Below are 20,144 nucleotides of genomic sequence, written 5' to 3'. Positions count from 1 at the left end.
AGACGCACTGGGTCAGTGCCCGACATGTTCCGACTTGGCGGACGTGCCGTCGCCGACCGGGTCGCCGTTGGTCGGCGTGGTCTCCCGGCCATGGCGTGCCTCGAGCGACGCCGGCACCGTCTTGCGCTTGAACCTCCGCGACCGCGGCGAGTTCGTCACGCAGCCGATGAGGTTGCCGCCCACACCGTTGAGCGCCGAGACCGCCTCCGCCGCCGCCTCACGAGATCCCCGCTGGCCGTCCACCACCAGCAGCGTGAAGTCGGTCCGGCCCGCCAGTACGGCGGACTCGGTCGCCCCGATCGCGGTCGGCGCGTCGACGATGACGAAGGAGTGCTTCGACAGCGCCTGCAGCAGCAACTCGAGGTCCTCGACGTTGAACCAGGCACCCACCCGCGGCGTTCCACCGGGAAGCACCCGCAGGTTGACGAACTCGGTCGCCTGCACAGACCGCTCCAGCTTGCCCGAGTCAGCCAGTACGTCGGTCAGGCCCGGCGTCAGCGGCAGTCCGAACAGCAGGTGCAGATCGGGGTGCCGCAAGTCGCCGCCGATGAGTACGACCTCCTTGCCGGTCGCCGCCATCGCGATCGCCAACTGGGCGGCCACCGTGGTCTTGCCGGCGCCCGGCGACGGGCTGGTGACCAGCAGCGAGGCACCCTTGCCCCGGGTGGTCAGCGTGGTCAGATGCGCTGCCAGATAGCCGAAGACTTCGCGTTCGGGTGTTGCCGGGCCGGCCTCTGGAACCAGCGGGAAGCGCTGCTTGACCATCGGAACCTGGGCGAGGACAGGCAACCCGGTCTGCCGGGTGATGTCGGCGGCACCCCGGAGTCGCCCGCGGGCGCGGTCCCAGACGAAGGCGAACCCGATGCCGAGCATCAGACCCAGGACGAGGCCGAGGCCGACGATCAGCGGCAGGTTCGCCGCCTCCGGCTCGGTCGGCACGGTGGCCGGCGAAATCACCTCGGCGAGCTTGGTCTTGCGGTCGGCGTTGCGATAGTCGACGTACGCCGTGGTGAAGGCGGCGGCACCGGCCAGCGCTTGCGAGCGGTTCTCGGAGGAGTACTTGAACTGCAGCACATTGGCGTCCACCGGCACGGTCACCGACAGAGCGTTGGTCGCCTCGGTGATGCCGATCCCCAGCGACTTGGCGGCAGCGGCCGAGACGACGCCCGAGTTCGCCACCTCACGCTCGGTGCCCATGTCGGGTGCCACCGCGCCGCCCCCGCGGGCGGCGTCCGGGTAGACGACCACCTGGGCCGCACCGACGTACAGCCGGGGCCGGGACATCACGGTCGCACCGGCCGCGGCCGCCGTCAGCAGCGTGACCAGGATGATCACCCACAGGTAGCTGCGGACTATCCCGCGTGATTTCGCGGTGCGATGGTTCGATCCGCTCATCTGTCCGCCCCCGTGACTGTGTGTTCTGTGGTCATCATCGCCCCCAGTTGCCGCTCTTCGACAGTGCTCCGTGCTGGTTGTGCCTCAGCTGTGTCCGATACAGCGTCCGATGCTGTGTCCGATGCGGGGTCCGGCGGGTCCTTCCCGATCGCCGCCAGGGCGAGCAGCGCGAAGAGCAGGTCCGCGGTGCCCCGGTAGGTCAGGTGCGGGTCGAAGTTCATCAGCGCGACGATCACCACGACCGCGGTGAAGGCGCCGACGGCCGCCACCGCACTCCAGTCGGCCAGGTCCTGGCAGCGCGCCCAGAGCTCCTTCAGGGCGTTCCGGACGAACCAGCAGAAGGCCGCGAACAGGGGGATCCCGCCACCCCACAGCAACCAGGTGTAGCCGCTCTCGATCCAGACGTAGCCGGTGCCCTGGCTCAGCACCACCACCCGGGCCGACGGCCGGACGCCGAACAGCACGTTCGAGCCCTGGAAAAGGTCCGGCCAGAAGTAGGTCTCCAGGTTGTACCAACGCACGATCCAGCTGTTCGGCAGGCCCTGGACGGACTGGAACCCCTCCAGCCGGTGCGTCACCGCCGGCCAGGCCGCGATCACCGCGACCGACAGACCGATCGGCGCGTAGCGCAGCAGGTCGAGCCGCCGCAGTGCCAGGGCGATGCAGACGACCGCCACCAGCAGGCCGAACAGGCTGGAGAACTCACCGGCGGCGACGGTGCCGATCACGAAGATCAGGCAGGCTGTCACCAGGACCGCGATCTGCCGGCGGCCCTTCCACAGCATCGCCACCGCGATCGCCAGGTTGAAGATCAGCACGTCGGCCGTTGCGGCCGGCAACGACAGGGTCGAGCTCCCGCGCGGGATCTCCAGCTGCGCCTCGAATCCGAACGGCACCCAGTACGTCATCAGCAGGGCCCGGATGCCGGGCACGTCGAGGGTTTGCATGATCGCCAGCCCGCCCAGCACGACGGCCGAGCCGATCGACGCCCACAGGCAGAACCAGACCTGGCGCTGGGTCCGCACGGTCGCCCGGACGATCCCGTAGACGCCGAGGAACTTCCAGAGCACCAGCGCGTACGAGATGTCGTCGGCCGAGATCGGCTTGGCCTGCAGGAACATCCAGGCCAGCGGCAGGATCGAGCTGCTGACCGCGATGGCGATCAGCGACGCCTCGATCCGGCCGACGCGCAGACGCAGCGGCGTACCGGGACGGTAGAGGACGAAGAATCGCAGCACGAGGATGCCTGCGAGGAAGACCGCCAGGGCCTCGTTGGGACGTAGTACGGGCACCAGGCGGCCGCGGTCGATACCTGCGACCAGCGGAGTCAGTCCGATGATCAGGTACGCCGCTACGGCGGGCTTGCGCCAGACCAGCAGGGACAGGCCGATCACTGCCGCCACTGCGAGCGCGGCGATCACCGAGACGGCCAACAGGGCGCCGGTCAGCACCGGGAGGCAGATGCCCGCCACCACCAGCGCAACAAGGTCCAGACGCAGCCGTCGGGACCGGTCAGTCGCCTGGCCGGTCCCCAGCACCACAGTTGGAGCAGCGATCGTCATCCGGTCTCCGCACCTGCCCTGCCCCTACCGCGTAAGCCTGCGGTCAGCCAGGTGAGTTCCGGCGATCGCAGTACGAGCTGGCTCAGGGCAAACGTGAGCACACCGACCGCAGCTCCAGCGACCAAGGCCAGCGCCTGTCCTGGTCTTCCGTGGAGGTTGGCGGTGATGAGTTGGGCGGTGAAGTACGCCGGTAGCGCCATCGCGGCCGAGCCGATGGCGATCCTGCCCAGCGATCCCCAGAGCTCGCGCCGCGGCCAGCCCCGACTCATCCGCAGGAAGAGATGCGCACCACCGACGAGGGCAGCAACGGCGTACGCGGCGCCTATTGCCGGTAGCAACAAGCTGGGCCGGGCGAAGGTGGCCAGCACGCACAGTGTGAGACAGACAGCTGCCTGCAAGCCCATGGAGATCAGCGGTGTTCTGGTATCGCCACGGGCATAGGCGGCCTGCGTGGTGACGTAGAACGTCGTCTCCCCCACCAATCCGAGCGCTAGTGCGGCAAGGCCGGCAGCGATCATCCGCAGCCCTTCCGGCGAGGCCATCTGGCCCGCTGCGATGGTGTGCGCGATCGGATCAGCCAGTACGACGAAGCCGACCGCCGCGGGGACCGCCAGGAACAAAGCCAGCCCCAGGCCCTCCATGAACGTGCCAGTGAACTCGTCTTTCGAGTCACTCTGGTGCAGCCGCGACAGTCTTGGCAGGAGCGCCAGAGCGACCGGGGTGGCGGCCAGAGCAATCGGCAGGTAGTAGAAGTTCAAGGCCATCTGGATGGCGACCGTGCCGCCGGCGACCCGGTTGGAGACGAGCAACAGCGCCAGCAGCTGTACTGCGAGCAACCCGGCCTGCGTTACCGACCGCAGTGCCTTCCGGATCGTCACGAGCACTTCAGGATCGCGCCAGCCCGGCCGGGGACGCAGGACGATCCCTGCGCGGCGGGCACCCCACCACTGGATGGCTGCATGCGCTGCGACGGCGCCTGTCGAGCCCAGCCCGAGCAGGAGCACCTCACCGGTCGACTGGGAGCCCAACTCCTTGCCGGTGCCGTAGATCATGCCGACGAGGACCAGGACGAGGATGATGCCGATGTTCTCCACCAGGGGTGCCGCGGCCGGCAGGGCGAAGCGGCGGTGCGCGTACATGACTGCGGTCGCCGAGCCGACAACGGCGTACAGGAAGACCTGCGGGATGGTCAGCAGGATCAGCAGTCGGGTGACACCGATCTGGCCGCTGTCCTGGAGTGCCGAGCCGCTCAGGCCGACACCGCCGAGTGAGGTGACGCGTAGGAGCTCGGGTAGCAGTACCACGGCCACTGGTGCCAGCAGGAGCAACAGGGCAAGCGCGATGCCCAGGAACCCGCCGCTGACCCTCGCTGTGTCCTTGGGCCGGCGGCTGTCGATGTGCTTGACCAGTGCCGGCACCAGCAGCGACACGAAGAGCGAACCGGCCAGGAAGCCGTAGTAGATGAGGTTCGGCAGTGAGTTCGTCAGCTGGTAGGTGTTGCCGAGGAAGGTCGGGCCGAGGACCGCACCGATCACCACGACCCGGATCACGCCGGTACCGCGGCTGAGGGCCGTCCAGGCCCCGACGGTCATCGAGTCGCGCGCAGTACCGCTGCCGCTGGTCAGATCACGCAGCAGTTCGTCGTCGGAACCGTTCACCGGCTCCGACGACGCGATCTGCTCGCTCTGATCCGCTGCGGTCAACGCGCTCCCCCGACCACCGCTGGCACGGTCTTGAGCATGATCAACAGGTCCAGCCGGACACTGCGGGTGGCGACGTACTCGAGGTCGTAGCGCAGGCCCTCGTCCATCGTCAGCTTGTTGCGCCCGTTCACCTGCCACAGTCCGGTCAGTCCCGGCTTCACCGCGAAGCGTTCCATCGCCCAGTCCGGGAACAGCTCGGCCTCGAACGGCAGCACCGGTCGTGGGCCGACCAGGGACATGTCGCCGCGCAGTACGTTCAGCAGTTGCGGCAGCTCGTCCAAGCTGACCTTGCGGAGGAACGCGCCGGCCCTGGTGATCCGTGGGTCGCGGTGCAGCTTGTAGAGACCGTCGACCTTCTCGGCCTCCCCCGCCGCCATCCTGCGGACGTACTCCCGGTGGACCGACGGGTCGGCATCGGTCCCCATGGTGCGGAACTTGTACATCACGAACTCACGCTGACCGGCGCCGAGCCGGACCTGGCGGAACAGACCCGGCCCCGGGCTGGTCAGCCGAATCCACAGGTAGATGCCCAGCAGTACTGGTGCAGCCAGCACCATCCCGGTGAAAGCAAGGATCAGGTCGAGTGACCGTTTCCCGAGTCCCACCGGAATGATGCGGCTCACTCCGCGGACGGGAATAGGCCGGGCTACGGGGGTTGCCCGGCTACCGCGGAGGAGACTCATCCCGCTACCTCCATCGTCACACCGCACCCAAGCGCCGTCACCGTCCTGGGCCGATCCACGTGCTGACTCATCGGTCCAGCTCCGCCAGTACGGCGTTCAGTTCCTCGGCGGACCGTTGCGCGTCGTCCTGGGACAGGTGCGGGAACATCGGCAGGGACAGCTGCCTCGCGGCGGCCGCCTCGGCCACCGGCAGTGACCCATCGGCGTACTGCGCGTAGGGGGCCATCACGTGGCACGGCACCGGATAGTGGATCCCCGTACCGATCCCCCGCTCGGCGAGCAGCTCTCGGACCCGGTCGCGCTGGTCCACCTGGACAACGGCCAAGTGGTGCACACCCTCACCGCCGGCAAGCTGCTCGACCAGCCTGGCCCGAGCCGGATCGATCAGCTCCCGGTACGTCGCCATCAGCGCACGCCGCTGCAGGTTCCACTCGTCCAGGTGGCGCAGTTTCGCCGACAGCACGACCGCCTGGAGACTGTCGAGCCGACTGTTCATCCCCAGTACTGCGTGCGAGTGGTGACCGTCGGCGCTCTGCATCCGGCCGTGGTCGCGGATCGTCAGCATCAGCTCGGTCAGCTGGGGATCCGAGGTGACCACCGCACCGGCGTCACCGAAGGCGCCCAGGTTCTTGCCCGGGTAGAAGCTGAAGCAACCGACGGCACCGAACGAACCGGCCCGGCGGCCGTTCCAGGTTGCGCCCTGGGCCTGGGCGGCGTCCTCGATCAGGATCAGCCCGAGACTTTCGCACAGCTGCGAGATCGCCGTCATGTCGGGCAGCTGACCGTAGAGGTGGACTACCGCGACCGCCTTGGTGGCGGGCGTTACGGCGGCCTTGATCGTCTCCGGCGTGAGCAGCAGTGTTCGGTCGTCGACGTCCGCGAACCGCGGCGCGGCGCCAGCCAGGACGACCGCCTCCGCGGTGGCCACGAAGGTGTTCGCGGGCACGATCACCTCGTCCCCAGGACCGATGCCCAAGGCACGCATCGCCAAGTGCAACGCGTCGGTGCCATTGGCCACCCCGACGGCGAACTGCGTCCCGCAGTACGCCGCCCACTCGGACTCGAACCGCGTGACCGCGGCGCCACCGACGTACTGGCCGGTGCGCAGCAGCTCGTCCCAGCCGGCCCGCACCTCGTCGGCGACGTCCTCGGTCGCGCCCCTGATGTCCAGGAACGGAACAGGTTCCCCCGACCGGAACGGCTGTGGCCGGCCGGTGGTGACAGCGGTACTCACCGCAGGTCGCCGATCGGAGCGGAACCGTTGCTCAGTACCGCGGTGGCCTGCGGCGCCATGGCCGGTTCCGCCAGGACGACCTTGCTGCCACGGACCTCCTCCAGCAGGACCTCGCGGCCCTGGGCGGCCGACAGTTGGGCAGCCTCCAGGACCTCCACCACGGCAAGCCCGTTGGCGCCGCCGGTCAACGGGACCATCCCGCTGAGCACACAATCCGCGAAGTGCTCGTCCTCGACCAGCAACGGCTCGTTCATCACCAGGTGCGGGGACACCACATCGCCGTACCGGTAGGACATCGGCGGCTGGGTCAGGTCCTCACCGAGCTGGGGTGCCTGCGAGACGCCCTTGTCGTGGATCTTGATCCGCTCCTCCGACTCCAGGTCGTTGAAGATGACCATCTTCTGGCTGCCGACCATGGTGACCCGGCGGACCTTGCACGGGTCCAGCCAGCTGACGTGCACGTTGGCGGTGATGTCCGGGTCCTTGTAGTGCAACCGCAGGTAGCCGACGTCCTCCAGCTGGTGCGCGTGGTGCGACGACCAGCACTGCACGCTCACCGGCGTCGCGCCGAGCACGAAGTTGAGGATCGACACGTCGTGCGGCGCCAGGTCGAACAGCACGTTGCAGTCGTTCTGGTAGAGCCCGAGATTCAGCCGCGCGGTGTCCAGGTAGTAGAGGTCGCCGAGCTCCCTCTTCTGGACCATCTCGCGCAGCTGCCAGACGGCCGAGTGGTACTCGAAGGTGTGGCCGACCATCAGGACGACACCGCGGGCCTCGGCCGCCGCGATCATCTCGCGGGCGTCGGCCGCGTTGGTCGCCAGCGGCTTCTCCACCATCACGTGCCGGCCGGCCGCGATCGCCTTCAGGGCCAGCGGTTTGTGCGTGCTCGGCGGCGTCGCGATGATCACCGCGTCAACGTGCGGTAACGCCTCGTCGAGATTCTTGTACGCCTCCAGCGCCGGATAGTTGCGGGACAACTGCAGCGCGCGATCCGGGTTCGGATCGATCACGGCAATCGTCGCGACCGACTCCAGCGAGTGCAAAACCCGGATGTGTTTCGATCCCCAATAACCGCAGCCAACCACGCCAACGCGCAGACCAGTAGCATTCGTCATTGCCGGCAAACCCCCATAGTGAGACCACCCCTGACCCTGCTCAGCGGTGAGTCTCAGCCCCCCGCTGACCCCCTGACCGACCCCCCGGCCAGCAAAAAATGCCGATTACCTACAACGACAATAGGCCGACTTTTACCACACGTACAGGCCTACAACCGCTCACCTGAGGTGAACTCGTTGGGTAATCGATCGACTCCAGAGAATCACAGTTCGGCGGACTGCCGCAAGAGCCAAACAGCTGGCACTTCCGGACAGATTCCCACTGTTCACCCCGGTTTGCGCTGGAACTCTTTTACTTGTGGGGCTTGCCGTCCGGGCACCGCCGGCGGGACCGGGCCGCCGCGGCGAGCGGGGAACATTCGGCACCGATGGGTCTCGCTGACGACCGGACCCGGGCAATTACCACCGGCCCGCCATTTACTGGTGGAATTAGCGGATAATTACCAGGCAATTCGCCGGTGAATGGTCAGCGCTTCCGGAGGATCTCGCGGATCTTGGTCAGCGCCTCGGCGTACGCCGCTTCGCCGCCGCGCCGGGTCGGCTGGTAGTAGTCCACCTTGTCGACGACATCGGGTGCATACTGCTGGGCGACCACGCCGCGCGGGTCGTTGTGCGAGTACCGGTACGACTTGCCGTGGCCGATCTTCTTCGCGCCGGCGTAGTGCGCGTCGCGCAGGTGGGACGGGACCGGTCCGACCTTGCCGGCCCGGACGTCGGCGATCGCGGCGTCGATGGCCATGATCACCGCGTTGGACTTCGGCGCCAGCGCGAGCGCGACAACGGCCTGGGCGAGATTGATCCTCGCCTCGGGCATACCGATCAACTGGACCGCGTCGGCGGCCGCGACCGCGACACCCAACGCGGTTGGGTCGCCCATCCCGATGTCCTCACTGGCCGAGATCACCAGCCGGCGGGCGATGAACCGAGGATCCTCACCGGCCTCGACCATCCGGGCCAGGTAGTGCATCGCGGCGTCGACATCGGAACCACGGATCGACTTGATCAGTGCGGACGCGACGTCGTAGTGCTGGTCGCCGGCCCGGTCGTAGCGGACGGCGGCCCGGTCGACCGCGGTCTCCAGCGTCGCGAGATCGATCACCGCGACCTCGGCGTCCGGATCCTTCGCCCGCGCGCCACCGGCGGCGGCTTCGAGGTAGGTGAGAGCTCGGCGCGCGTCACCGCCGGCCATCCGCAGCAGGTGATCCTTGGCGTCGTCCTCGAGCCGGTACGCGCCGTTCAACCCACGCTCGTCGGTCAGCGCACGATCAAGCAGTACTGCGATGTCGTCGTCGGTCAGCGACTCGAGCGTGAGGAGGAGTGAGCGGGACAGGAGTGGGGAGATGACGGAGAAGAACGGGTTCTCGGTGGTCGCGGCGACCAGCGTCACCCAACGGTTCTCCACACCTGGCAGAAGCGCGTCTTGTTGAGCCTTGGTGAATCGGTGAACCTCGTCGATGAACAACACGGTCTCGACGGTGTTGCCCGGCCGGGCGAGGTCACGGCGAGCTCCGTCGATCACCTGCCGGACTTCCTTCACCCCAGCGGTGACCGCCGACAATTCCACGAACTTGCGATTGGTCGCATGCGAAACGACGGCCGCGATGGTCGTCTTCCCAGTACCGGGCGGACCCCAGAGCAGCAGCGACATCGGCTGGTCCCCCTCGACCAACCGCCGCAACGGCGAACCAGGAGCCAGCAGATGCTGCTGCCCCACCAGCTCGTCGAGACTCCGCGGCCGCATCCGCACCGCCAACGGCGCCGAGGTGTGGTCGGCATCAGCCAAACTCCCACCCCCACGACTGGAAGCAGGCACACCCGGCAACTCAAACAACCCATCACTCACAACCCGACCCTAACCGCCCCCACCGACAACCCCAGCCCCGGGAGGACGGGGAGGAGGCGGAGGAGGGGAAGGGCAGAGCGGAGGAGCAGAGAGCTCAAACGATCAAAGGAAGACACAAAAAAACAAAAACAACAGACAGTCGGAGCACGCCGCGCCCCCACACCGCCGCTGCCGGCTCTCCCCCACCTCAGCCTCGAGTCAGGGAAGGCGTGGGTGTAGTAGCAAGTCCGCGGGACAGCGTGATGGAGCAGGTCCCGCTGACCCTCGGGCGGCACTGGCTGCGTGCATAACCCGACAGCGCCCGTCGGCGCCCTGGTTGGAGCCCCGCAGGGCGCCCGCTAAACCTCACCCTGGGCAGTGCGGCAGATCCGGCCGAGCCGTCACCTTCGGCGTTAGAGCAGGCCAGCTGGACCTCGCTCTGGGCGGGTGCAACAGGCGCCGGCCGTGCCTCGCCTGGGTGGTGCTTAGGCCAGGCTCGTTGGATGGTGGGCAAGCGTTGGCGACTGTCGCCGCTCGACCGGCACAACGTCCTCAAGCAGGCAGGGCGGGGAGGCTGTCGGCCTCCCCGCCCTGATCTCTCTGTCTGTTGCTGTTTCAGTCTTTGGTTTTCGGTTCGTCGTCGTCTGGTTCGCGGAGTTCTTCGGGGAGGTCCTCGTCGTCGAGGTCTCGGAGTTCTTCGGGGAGGTCTTCGAAGGTTTCGGCGGGGATTTCCTCGGGCTGGGCTGCTGACTCCGGCTTGATGGCGTTGCGGAGGCGGCCGAGGATGCGGTCGGCTTCGGTGCCGAAGGGGTTGTCGTTGACCAGGTAGGTCCAGGTCGCCGTCGGGCGGGGTACTCCGGAGGCTTCCTCGTTCAGGCCGTCCGCGGTGATCTCGGCTTCCTTGAACGTCTCGGCGGCTTCCTTCCAGGAGTCCGCGATCAGCGTGTCGAAGGAGGCGATCGCCGACTTGTTGAACTCGTCGATCGGCTTCAGGTGCACGATGCCACCGGCCAGCGAGCGCAGGTGGATGCCCTCCCGCAGGTCAGCCAGGTACGCGAGGTGGTCGGTCCACTTGCGGTCCAGGTGGTGCAGGGCGATCTTGCGGGCCGCCGCCTTGACCGTCTCCTCGCCGTACTCCTCGACCAGTTCGTCGTACCGCTCCTTGGCCCGCTCTGCCAGCTCCTCGGCGGCCAGGTCCTCGGTCAGCACCTTCTCCCGGGTGTCGAGCAGGATCGCCCGCTGCTGCCCGGTCAGGCGGTGGTACGACCAGGTGGTCCGGTGCAGCTCGGCATTGGCACCGTCAGCCACTCGCTGGGCGTGCTCCAGCATCGCGAGCGCCTTGCGGTCGGTCAGCCGTCCCTCGGAGTCCGGCGACGGTCGCAGGCCCGACGTCACGGAGTACCGGGTGACCAGTTCGTCCTCGAGGCTGGCGAAGAACAGCGAGCCGCCGGGGTCGCCCTGGCGTCCGGCGCGTCCGCGCAGCTGGTCGTCGAGCCGGCTGGACGCGTGCAGTCCGGTGCCGATCACGTAGAGCCCGCCGAGCTCGATCGCGCGGTCCTTGTCGTGCGACTCGTCCCGCCCACCGAGCCGGATGTCGGTACCGCGACCGGCCATCTGCGTCGACACGGTCACCGTCCCCGGCACACCCGCTTCGGCGATGATCGCGGCTTCCTCGGCGTCGTTCTTGGCGTTCAGTACGACGTGCGGCACCTCGGCCGCCTCGAGCAGGTCGCTCAGCTGCTCGGACTCCTCGACGCTGTGCGTACCGATCAGGATCGGCCGGCCGGTCTCGTGCACCTCGGCGATGTGCTCGACCAGCGCCTTGTTCTTCTGCGCCGCGGTCAGGTAGAGCCGGTCCGGCTCGTCGACCCGGATGTTCGGCTTGTTCGGCGGGACGACCGCCACCTCGACCTTGTAGAACTCCTGCAGCTGCTCGCCGACGACAACCGCCGTACCGGTCATGCCGCACAGGGTCGGGTAGCTGCTGACCAGCGCCTGCACGGTGATGCTGTCCAGCACCTCACCGGAGTCGCTGACCGGGACGGCCTCCTTGGCCTCGACCGCGGCCTGCAGACCGTCGGGCCAGCGCTGCAGCTTGGCGATCCGGCCGCGGTTGTTGTTGATCAGGCTGACCTTGCCGTCGCGGACCAGGTAGTCGACGTCGCGGCGCAGCAGCACCTCGGCGTGCAGCGCGACGTTGATCTGGGTCAGCCGGTCGAGGTGCTCGTCCTCGTACAGGTTGATGCCGCCGAGGTGCTCCTCGACCTTGTCGGTGCCCTTGTCGGTCAGCGCGACGGTCCGGCCGTCGCCGTCGATCTCGTAGTCGATCCCGGCCCGCAACGTGCGGACCAGCGCGACCACGTCGTCGTCGAGCTCCTCGGTCCGGGTCGCGCCGGCCAGCACGAGCGGCACCCGGGCCTCGTCGATCAGCACCGAGTCGGCCTCGTCGACCAGCGCCACGTCGGGCTTGACGGTGACCCGGTCGGCGACGTCGTCGACCAGCCGGTCCCGCAGTACGTCGAAGCCGAGCTCGCTCACCGGGGCGTAGCAGACGTCGGCCTGGTACGCCTCGCGGCGTTCGGCCGGGCTCGACGCCTGGCCGATGTAACTGACCGAGACGCCGAGCAGCTTGTAGACCGGGCCCATCCACTCCGCGTCGCGACGGGCCAGGTAGTCGTTGACGGCCATCACCTGGACGCGCCGCCCGCCGATCGCGTACCCGGCGGCCGCGAACGCACCGGCCAGCGTCTTGCCCTCACCGGTCGCCATCTCGACGATCCGGCCCTGCAGCAGCGCGAGCGCGCCGACGATCTGGCCGTCGAAGGCCCGCTCGCCGATCGCCCGCTTGCCGGCCTCCCGGGCCAGGGCGAGGAACTCGATCTGGTCGCCCTCGTCCAGCCCGCCGGTGGTCCGCATCTCGGTGACGACCTCGGTGAGCTCGTCGTCGGTGAGTTCCTGGAGCGACTCCTCCGCGTCGCCGACCGCGCTGGTCAGCTTCTCGTACGGGCCGAGGTCGATCGAGCCGGGGCGCTGCAGCAGCCGGCGAAAGCGCGAGGTGAGTTTCATGGCCATGATCTCCGCAACGTACAGGCTGCCGAGGTCGTTCCGCTCACCGGCCCGGGCGTGTCAGGCTCGGTTTCAGGGCTTCCACTCGTACGGCGTGGTGGTGGTGACCGCGTGCAGGCCGAGTTTCTGCAGGATCGGCCGGGAGTCCTCCGACGCATCCACCCGGAGGAACTCGTACCCGCGTTCCTTGGCCATCTTCGCCCGGTGCACCAGGATCGCGCTGTACAGCCCCTGCCGCCGCCACTCCGGCAGCGTCCCGCCACCCCACAGGCTGGCGAACCCCGTCCCCGGGTGGAACCGGATCCATGCCGCCGTCAGCGCCGGCCCCTCGGGCCCCTTCAGCGCGTCCTCGATCAGCGTGACCACCAGCCGGTCCGGGAACATCCGGTACTCCGCGGCCAGCCGCTCCTCGATCCGCTCCAGCCCGTTGTTCCACAGCGTGTCCATCAAGACGGCGATCCGGTGGAAGTCGGCCGCATCCTCCACGTCACGCATCCGCACCTTCGACGGCAGCGCCGCCGGCCGGGCCAGGATCGCGTCGACCTCGCCCAGGATCAGCGTCTCGGAGTCCTGCCGGACGAACCCGGCCCCGGTCAGCCGCTCACCGAGATCCGCCGGCTCGTCGTACGCGTAGGTCTTCCACTCGAACTCCAGCCCGCGGTCGCGGAAGAAGTCGATCTGCCGGGCGATCACCGCGTCCGGGTCGTCACCGAGGCCGCGCGGGGCCTCGACGAACCCGCCGCCGCCCTCGCCCTCGAAGTACGAGCGGTGGACCAGCCCGTCCACCTCCTGCTTCCAGCCGGGAATGGTGTCGGCGTCCGGTAACCGGATCCGGCGGTGGAAGACGTCGAGAAGTTCTTCAGGTGTCATCATCACTGCCCATCTTGTCCGCTGCGACGTCAACCGTCATCCCCTTTACCGCGTCCTACCTACAGAGCGCCCCACCAGTCACGGAAGGGAAGAGCGTCATGAGTAGGTTCAGCATCGTTCGTCATCCCGTCCGCGGCATGCTCGCTGCCGCGGCGATCGCTACCCTCGCAACCGGCGCCGCGGTCGCCGTACCGGCGCAGGCGCGGCCACTGGCCGCCGAACGGACCGGCAGCTGCGCGACCGCCTGGGGCTCGTTGCCCGAGGCAAGCAGCAGGTGGAGCGCGGCGACCGTCGAGAACGTCCGTACCGGCAGGCACGGGTGCTACGACCGCCTCGTCGTCGATCTGACCGGCAAGCGAACCGGCTACCGGATCGGGTACGTCAAGGTCGCCACGATGGACGGCTCCGGCTTGCCGATCCGTACTCGCGGCGGAGCCGTCCTCCAGATCGTCGTGCACGCGGCCGCGTACGACGCGGCCGGGCGGCCGACGTACCGGATGGCGAGGCAGCGGGAGCTGTCGTCCGTCGCCGGGTACGACACCTTCCGCCAGGTCGCCTGGGGCGGCAGTTTCGAGGGCCAGACGACAGTGGCGCTCGGCGTCCGGGCCCGGCTGCCGTTCCGGGCGTTCACCGTCGCCGGTCCCGGCAACACCACCCGCCTCGTCGTCGACGTGGCGCACCACTGGTGAGTTGATAACTTCGCCCCCCTTTGGCGCATCTAACTAGATGTCCTAAGGGGGGCATCGTGAAATGTATTCACACCATCCACATCCGCAGACCGATCCGCACCGCAGTCGCAGTGTTCGCACTCGCCGCAGTACCGGCGGGAGCCGTCGCTGTCCCGACGTACGCCGCCCCGACCACGACCACCACCGCTGCCGCCGGGTGCGCCACCGGCTGGGGCTCATTGCCTGAGGCAAGCACTTGGCAAGGAGCGGGTCAGTTGACGAACGTCCGTACCGGCCGGCACGCGTGTTTCGACCGGATCGTCTTCGACGTCAAGGGAAAGCCGTCCTGGCTCCGCGCGCACTACGTGACGAACTTCGCCACCGTCGGTGAAGGCAAGCTGATTCCCGCCCGTGGTGGCGCCAAGCTGGAGATCATCCTGCTGGTGCCGTCCTATGACGACGAGTATCGGCCCACCTACGAGCCGGCCGACTACGACGAACTGACGAACGTCAGCGGCTACCGGACCTTCCGGCAGGTCGTGAGCGAGGGAAGCTTCGAAGGCGAGACCTCGATCGGCGTCGGAGTCCGCGCCCGGCTGCCGTTCCGCGTCTTCACCCTCACCGGACCGGGTGACACCGGCCGGGTCGTGGTCGACGTCGCGCATACCTGGTAGAACACCTGACCCTGCATCAGCCGGCCCTTGTCGCGTCAGCGCGGCAGGGCCGGCTGAATGTCTACTGTCCAGGTAGTAATACAGGGCCTCGCGGCGGGGTCCGGCGTGTCATCATCTTTCGTATGAGCGCAGAGATCAGACTTGTGGCCCGGCGCCACGTCGACCTCATGCGCACCGCCAGCGCCGGCTGTTGATCCTCCGGCTGTCACCTCTTCTCCCTTCCGCGTAGCGCTGTCTGCCTGCGCTTCATCCTTGCGTCCTCCGAGGAGTCTCATGCGTCAACGATCGATCCGTCGTGCCCTCGCTCTGGCGATCACCCCGGCACTCGCCTTCTCCGCCGTCCTCACCGTGCCGAACGCCTCGGCGACCCGGCAACGCGTCGACGTCGCGTTGGAGTGGTACGACCTCACCGTCAACACCATCGCGGCGGCAGGTGCGCCGACCCAGGTGACCAACAACCGCACCTGGGCGATCGGCTGGCTTGCCGCCACTCGCGCCCTGCTTCGTGCACCGGGGCCGCAGGACTACCGCGAGGCCGCAGTGGCCGCCGCCATCCACGAAACACTGACCACCCTGGTACCTGCTCGTAAGACCGAGCTGGACCAGGCACTGACCACCACCCTCGCCAGGATCCCCAACGGGCCGGCTGAGGCCGCAGGTGTGGCTGCGGGACGACAGCAGGCCAAGACAGTACTGGCGACCCGTAGCGGTGACGGGCTGGAGCCCACCTCGGTCAACAGTCCCTTCACCCCACCTGCGGCGAGCCCTGGGACCTGGCAGCCGACTCCGCCTACCTTCAGCCCGGCAACGCAGTACGGGAACCGTTCGGCCAAGCCGTTCCTGCTGCGGAGCGCCGACGAGTTCCGTCTCGGTCCGCCGCCCGCACTCGGCTCAGACCGCTACCAGCGCGACCTGGCCGAGGTACGCGCCGACGGGGCTGTCGGCAGCCCGACCAGGACCCAGGCGCAGACCGATACGGCGACCTTCTGGCTCGGCTCGTCGTACGTGCTCTACACGGCTCCCCTCCGGGTGGCGCTGGCAGAGACAGCACGGAAGCCACTCGCCGAGCGGGTGAAGCTGGTCGCGTTGTTCCACGTTGCCGCAGTCGACACGCAGATCGCGACGTCGGACTCGAAGTACGCCTACCTGCGCTGGCGCCCGGTCACCGCCATCCGTGCGACCGCTGACGCAACCTGGACGCCGCTGCACACCACACCAGCCCACCCGGACTACCCCAGCGGCCACACCACGTACTCCGGTTCGGCCGAGCAGGTGCTGACCGCCCTGGTCGGAGCGCGCACCACCAAGCCGTACACGATCCCCAGCCCGAGCGCGCCGGGCGTGACGCGCACCTACAGCGACTGGCGCCAGCTCACCACGGAGAACGTCGACGCCCGGGTCTGGTCCGGCATCCACACCCGCACTGCCGACACGGCCGGAGTCACCCTCGGCCGCCAGGTGGCCGCCAACGCTCTCCGCGATGCTGATCGCCTGTTCCGCTGAGCCGCTAGAGCGTTCGGTGCAGTAGGTCGAAGAAGGCGTTGCCCAGCAGGAGTTCGTAGGGATCGCTCAGGAGCTCCGCAAGCTGGGCAACGTCTGTCGGCGTCCACGACCAGGCGTTGATGGCGCCGGCGATGAACAGCGGCGCCTTACCGTCCCAGCCGGCGATGTGGGCGTCGAGAGCAGCCTTGTACTCCGCGGCCTTGCCGGGTGGCGAGAAGTTGCCGATGACGGGGATGCCGCCGCGGCGTACGAGCAGATCGCCGGCTTCCCAGGACTGGATGATGCCCTTCACCGGCGTGTGTTTCGCATACCCGCGCCCGATCGCCTCGGAGAACGGGACCCATTTGTCGTTCACGCGATGGTTGTAGGCGTAGACCAGATCCATGCCGGTACTGCGCATGTAGCGGCCCGACAACTCGAAGTACGCGTCAAGCTGGTCGGCCGGCCAGGCGCCGGGGTACGTGTAGCCCGCGCCGGACGGTCCGCAGATCAGCAGGTCGTTCTTGGTCGCCGTGCGCTGGTAATGGCTGAGCAGAGCGGGTCCGATGTCCGCCAGCAGCGGACTGACGGTCCAGTTGACCGGCGCCTCGCCACGGCGCGGGTCGTCCCACAGGTCGCGCATGTGCCGCTGGCAGTACTGCACGTTGTCGCCCTCACCGAAGGTCAGGGTCAGATAGACCTTGTTCTTCGGCTGCACCTTGGTGAACCTCCGCACCCGATCCGAGATCGGCCCGGCCGCACCTGAGTGCACGGTGCCGTTCATGTAGAAGTCCGCGGGCAGTACTTCGGAACCGCCCTGCGCGGCGAGATCGACCCCACTCCACTCCCCCGCGACGTCGTTCGAGAACCATCCGGCGTACGGCGTGGTCGGTCCCACCTTGGCGAAGTGCTCCCGGAGCAGCTCACCCGTCGGTCCGTTGGGCGGCAGCCAGCTGACCAGCGCTTTGGTAGCGACGACGTAGTCGCGGAAGTACGGGAACGGCTCCACCCGGGTGGGGGCGGTGTCAGTGACGGTGACCAGGTACTGGTTCCACATCTCGACGGTGACGATGAGCGAGGTCGTCCCGGCCGGTGGGGTGAACTTGTAGATGAAGTAGCCGCCGCCATCACTGAAGCGGTTGCCCTCACCGCCGATCGAGGAGTTGAGGCCGTCGAACAGGTACGGCTCCTCGGCCGCCGTCCCGGGACGGAAGTTCGCGATCTCGGTGCCGTTGGCCTTGACCGATACGGACACCACTGACGGGCCCCAGCCGTCGTCGCCGAAGGAGTCCTGGAAGCGGACGTAGACCGCCTCCTTCCCGAGCCCCGCGGAGACGTCGAGCGGGTAGGTGGCGCGGTTCGAAGAGTCGCGGATCTGACGTGTCTCGCGCGCGATCTCTTTCCAGGTAAGGCCTTCCGCCTGGACGACCATCGTCGGCGGGAGGCCGGCGAGCAGTTGCCGGGAGCAGCGCGGGAAGAGGTGCTCCAGCTGCCATCGGTAGGTCTTCACCCGGTCATCGTCGAACTTGCCCCGCAGGTCCTGGATGATGCGCAACCCGTGCGCCTTCGCCTGCGCGGCATCCGCAACGACCGCGTTCTCCAGCCCGGCCAGGGTTGTGGCGACATTGAGCGAGTCCGGCACCTCTGGGTCGTGGACGATCGCTCCACGAATCCGATGCCGGTACTTCGCGACCAGGTCCAGCGGATCGGCGTACCGGGTCGTCGGAACGCCCATCCCGGCAAGCCAGCGGGCATCGACGCCTTGCGGGCCGCCGTCGGCGTACAGGAAGTAGAGCTCCGGAGTACTGCGATTGACGATGCCCTGCAACGTGGTCAGCAGGGTCTGGTCGCCGCCGCTGAGTTTGCTCACATCGCCGTAGTGCAGATGCTTCGGCCTCCCAAAGGCCGGCAACAACCTGCGCCCTTCGGTGGCACTGCCCGCCGCGACCGCGGGCAGCCCGGGCAAAACCCCGAAACCACCTGCGGCCAGCACGCCACTACCCGCCAGGAACGTCCGTCTCGACACCATCGTGACCACTCCCCTGTCCACTGACATCGCTGTCAAATCACGGGGAGATTAACCACCACCACGCTCGGTGTCGATACCTCAGACAACGTTGTCCCGAAATTGCTTGGAATCGTTTCCGCCCGAGACCTGGTCGCGGGCTACCAGACGTCGGAGAGGACTCGGTTCGCTTCGGCGAGGCTCAGGCCGGCTCGACGGGCAGCTCGGGCCAGCATGGTGGCGGCGGCTCGGGTTTCTTCGTCGTCTACCTGGCTGCGGGAGGCGAGAACGAAGGTGCCGTTCCGGCCGCGGGTTTCTACCAGGCGGTCGGCTTCCAGTTCCTTGTAGGCGCGGGCCACCGTGTTGACTGCCAGCCCGAGGTCGCCGGCCAGTTGGCGTACGGTCGGCAGCCGGGTGCCCTGCGCCAGTTCGCCTCGGCGGATCAGCTGCTCGATCTGCTGCTTCACCTGCTCGTACGGCGGCCGGGATGCGGCCGGGTCCACCGAGATGATCATCCGATCGCCCGCTGCGACCGCCGCAGCCCCCACTTGCCCGACCCTGACAACCGCGCTCCTACCAGCACTGCGATCCCCCCACAGAACAAGACGTAGCTGAGCGGCTCGACGAACGACGGCAGACCGGACGGTAGGTCAACCGCGATGATGGTGGCACCGCCGAGGAACCAGCAGGCCCACATCATCATGTCGCTCAGGTCCCGCAGCGTAGCCGCCCGCAGCGCCTCTGCCCAGCGCAGCTCGGATTCTCCGCTCGCCGGCTGACTGAGGGCAAGCACCTTGCGCTGCAGGACATGGGCGATCCCACAGATCAGCACACCCGCCACCCCGGCGCCGAGCAGGGCCCAGCCGGTCCTCGGTTCATCCTGTCCCGTCAGCACCCGTACGCCGACCGCCGCGGTGACGAGCGGAAGCACCAGTTCGCCGTACTGCGCGACGATCTCGGGCCAGATCAGATAGTCCCGGAGTCGGCGTTGTCCCAGCCTGGCCAGCCGCGGGCCGTCCCGGCGGGCGGCACGGACCGCGCGGAAGTGGAACACGCAGTTCGCGACCGCCACTCCGAACGTCCCGATCAAACCGCTCCAGAGCAGTCCGATGATCGGCGAACCCTGCGACGCGAACACGACGAGAGCGCTGATGCCACCCAGCCACCCGCCGACGATGGCCCCTGCCTGCCGCTGCTCGAACCGCCGCGCCGCCGCCTGGACCAGCTCGGTCTCGTTCGGCAGCCCGGCTTGGACCAGCTCATAGGCCTCTTTCAGCCCAACCTCCGCCCGCCGCCGCCAGACCAGCACCGAACAGATCGTGAACCCGATCGCCACCCCCGTGAAAAGCCACATCCGGACCAGCTCCCCTCGTCGACTCTTTGTGCCAATTGTATTGATACAAAAAGTCGTGTCAAGCAGCGCGGTGGCTCAGGCGAAGTCGGCGGGGGTGTAGGGCTTCTGTTCCACCAGGACCAGCCAGTTGCCGGAGTTGTCGCGCAGTACCGCCTCGACGCCGTACGGGCGGTCGGACGGCTTCTGGATGTACTCGACGCCCTTGGCAACCAACTCGGCGAAGGTCTGGTGACAGTCGTCGGTGTTGATGCCGAAGCCGTGCATCGACCCCTTCGCCATGATCCGCCGGATCGACTCGGCCGACTCCTCGTCCAGCGGCGGGCCGGGCAGCATCAGCGCGAGCTCGAGTTCCGGATGGTCGGCCTGGTGCACCGTGCACCAGCGGAACTCCGGGCTCAGGGTGATGTCCTGCCCCAGCACGAAACCCAGCTTGTCGGTGTAGAAGGCCTTCGCCTCGTCGATGTCGTTCACATAGACGGTGACCAGGCTGACGTTCTTGATCACGGTTCCT

General features: G+C 68.0%; 17 protein-coding genes. 4 read left to right on the top strand and 13 right to left on the bottom strand.

The window, feature by feature from the left end; translation table 11 throughout:
• Positions 1-12 precede the first annotated feature (12 nt).
• From AB0F51_RS16625 to AB0F51_RS16585, 9 genes are all read right to left on the bottom strand, one after another.
• Positions 13-1,395, bottom strand: a complete 1,383-nt coding sequence (locus tag AB0F51_RS16625; protein ID WP_360280453.1) for a hypothetical protein — start codon at positions 1,393-1,395, stop codon at positions 13-15.
• The gene (locus AB0F51_RS16620) at positions 1,392-2,957 is read right to left on the bottom strand and encodes a hypothetical protein (RefSeq protein ID WP_360280450.1); all 1,566 of its coding nucleotides are present in this window, start codon (positions 2,955-2,957) and stop codon (positions 1,392-1,394) included. Before AB0F51_RS16620 ends, AB0F51_RS16625 begins: the two co-directional genes overlap by 4 nt.
• Positions 2,954-4,660 carry a lipid II flippase MurJ gene (locus AB0F51_RS16615; RefSeq protein WP_360280447.1) on the bottom strand — a complete coding sequence of 569 codons (1,707 nt, stop codon included), beginning with the start codon at positions 4,658-4,660 and terminating at the stop codon, positions 2,954-2,956. Before AB0F51_RS16615 ends, AB0F51_RS16620 begins: the two co-directional genes overlap by 4 nt.
• Complete coding sequence (locus tag AB0F51_RS16610; RefSeq protein ID WP_360280444.1) at positions 4,657-5,283, bottom strand: sugar transferase; 627 nt, start codon at positions 5,281-5,283, stop codon at positions 4,657-4,659. The genes AB0F51_RS16615 and AB0F51_RS16610 overlap by 4 nt, the downstream gene beginning before the upstream one ends.
• A 127-nt stretch (positions 5,284-5,410) precedes the next feature.
• Entirely contained in the window at positions 5,411-6,577 is a 1,167-nt protein-coding gene (locus AB0F51_RS16605) for a DegT/DnrJ/EryC1/StrS family aminotransferase (RefSeq protein ID WP_360280442.1), read from the bottom strand.
• On the bottom strand, positions 6,574-7,692 hold the full coding sequence (locus AB0F51_RS16600) for a Gfo/Idh/MocA family oxidoreductase (protein WP_360280439.1): 1,119 nt from the start codon (positions 7,690-7,692) through the stop codon (positions 6,574-6,576). Before AB0F51_RS16600 ends, AB0F51_RS16605 begins: the two co-directional genes overlap by 4 nt.
• 466 nt (positions 7,693-8,158) lie before the next feature.
• Positions 8,159-9,535, bottom strand: coding sequence for a replication-associated recombination protein A (locus tag AB0F51_RS16595; protein ID WP_360280436.1), 1,377 nt, complete (start codon positions 9,533-9,535; stop codon positions 8,159-8,161).
• A 594-nt stretch (positions 9,536-10,129) separates the two neighbouring features.
• Positions 10,130-12,580 (bottom strand): accessory Sec system translocase SecA2, encoded by a 2,451-nt coding sequence (secA2, locus tag AB0F51_RS16590; protein WP_360280433.1) that lies wholly within the window; start codon positions 12,578-12,580, stop codon positions 10,130-10,132.
• Between the two features lie 72 nt (positions 12,581-12,652).
• Entirely contained in the window at positions 12,653-13,453 is an 801-nt protein-coding gene (locus tag AB0F51_RS16585; RefSeq protein WP_360280431.1) for a GNAT family N-acetyltransferase, read from the bottom strand.
• Between the two features lie 95 nt (positions 13,454-13,548).
• On the opposite strand from AB0F51_RS16585, the gene AB0F51_RS16580 reads away from it, so the two are divergent.
• From AB0F51_RS16580 to AB0F51_RS16565, 4 genes are all read left to right on the top strand, one after another.
• Positions 13,549-14,139 carry a hypothetical protein gene (locus tag AB0F51_RS16580; protein WP_360280428.1) on the top strand — a complete coding sequence of 197 codons (591 nt, stop codon included), beginning with the start codon at positions 13,549-13,551 and terminating at the stop codon, positions 14,137-14,139.
• Positions 14,140-14,195: 56 nt separating this feature from the next.
• Entirely contained in the window at positions 14,196-14,792 is a 597-nt protein-coding gene (locus AB0F51_RS16575; RefSeq protein WP_360280425.1) for a hypothetical protein, read from the top strand.
• 122 nt (positions 14,793-14,914) lie between these two features.
• Positions 14,915-14,986: a putative leader peptide gene (locus tag AB0F51_RS16570; RefSeq protein WP_360281554.1), complete on the top strand. Its 72-nt coding sequence runs from the start codon at positions 14,915-14,917 to the stop codon at positions 14,984-14,986.
• 79 nt (positions 14,987-15,065) lie between these two features.
• A complete protein-coding gene (locus AB0F51_RS16565) occupies positions 15,066-16,295 on the top strand; it encodes a vanadium-dependent haloperoxidase (protein WP_360280422.1) in 1,230 nt (409 codons plus the stop codon).
• A gap of 4 nt (positions 16,296-16,299) precedes the next feature.
• Here AB0F51_RS16565 and AB0F51_RS16560 read toward each other — a convergent pair whose 3' ends face one another.
• The 4 genes from AB0F51_RS16560 to AB0F51_RS16545 all read right to left on the bottom strand — a co-directional run bounded on the left by AB0F51_RS16560 (position 16,300) and on the right by AB0F51_RS16545 (position 20,137).
• Positions 16,300-18,303 (bottom strand): GxGYxYP domain-containing protein, encoded by a 2,004-nt coding sequence (locus AB0F51_RS16560; RefSeq protein WP_360280419.1) that lies wholly within the window; start codon positions 18,301-18,303, stop codon positions 16,300-16,302.
• A 137-nt stretch (positions 18,304-18,440) separates the two neighbouring features.
• Positions 18,441-18,794, bottom strand: a complete 354-nt coding sequence (locus AB0F51_RS16555; RefSeq protein ID WP_360280416.1) for a GntR family transcriptional regulator — start codon at positions 18,792-18,794, stop codon at positions 18,441-18,443.
• A complete protein-coding gene (locus tag AB0F51_RS16550) occupies positions 18,791-19,633 on the bottom strand; it encodes a hypothetical protein (protein ID WP_360280413.1) in 843 nt (280 codons plus the stop codon). The genes AB0F51_RS16555 and AB0F51_RS16550 overlap by 4 nt, the downstream gene beginning before the upstream one ends.
• A 75-nt stretch (positions 19,634-19,708) precedes the next feature.
• The gene (locus AB0F51_RS16545; protein ID WP_360280410.1) at positions 19,709-20,137 is read right to left on the bottom strand and encodes a VOC family protein; all 429 of its coding nucleotides are present in this window, start codon (positions 20,135-20,137) and stop codon (positions 19,709-19,711) included.
• Between the last annotated feature and the right edge of the window lie 7 nt (positions 20,138-20,144).

Source organism: Kribbella sp. NPDC023855 (assembly GCF_040639475.1).
GTDB lineage: Bacteria > Actinomycetota > Actinomycetes > Propionibacteriales > Kribbellaceae > Kribbella.
Note: the sequence above shows the minus strand (reverse complement) of the source record. Positions and strands in the feature narration are given on the sequence as shown.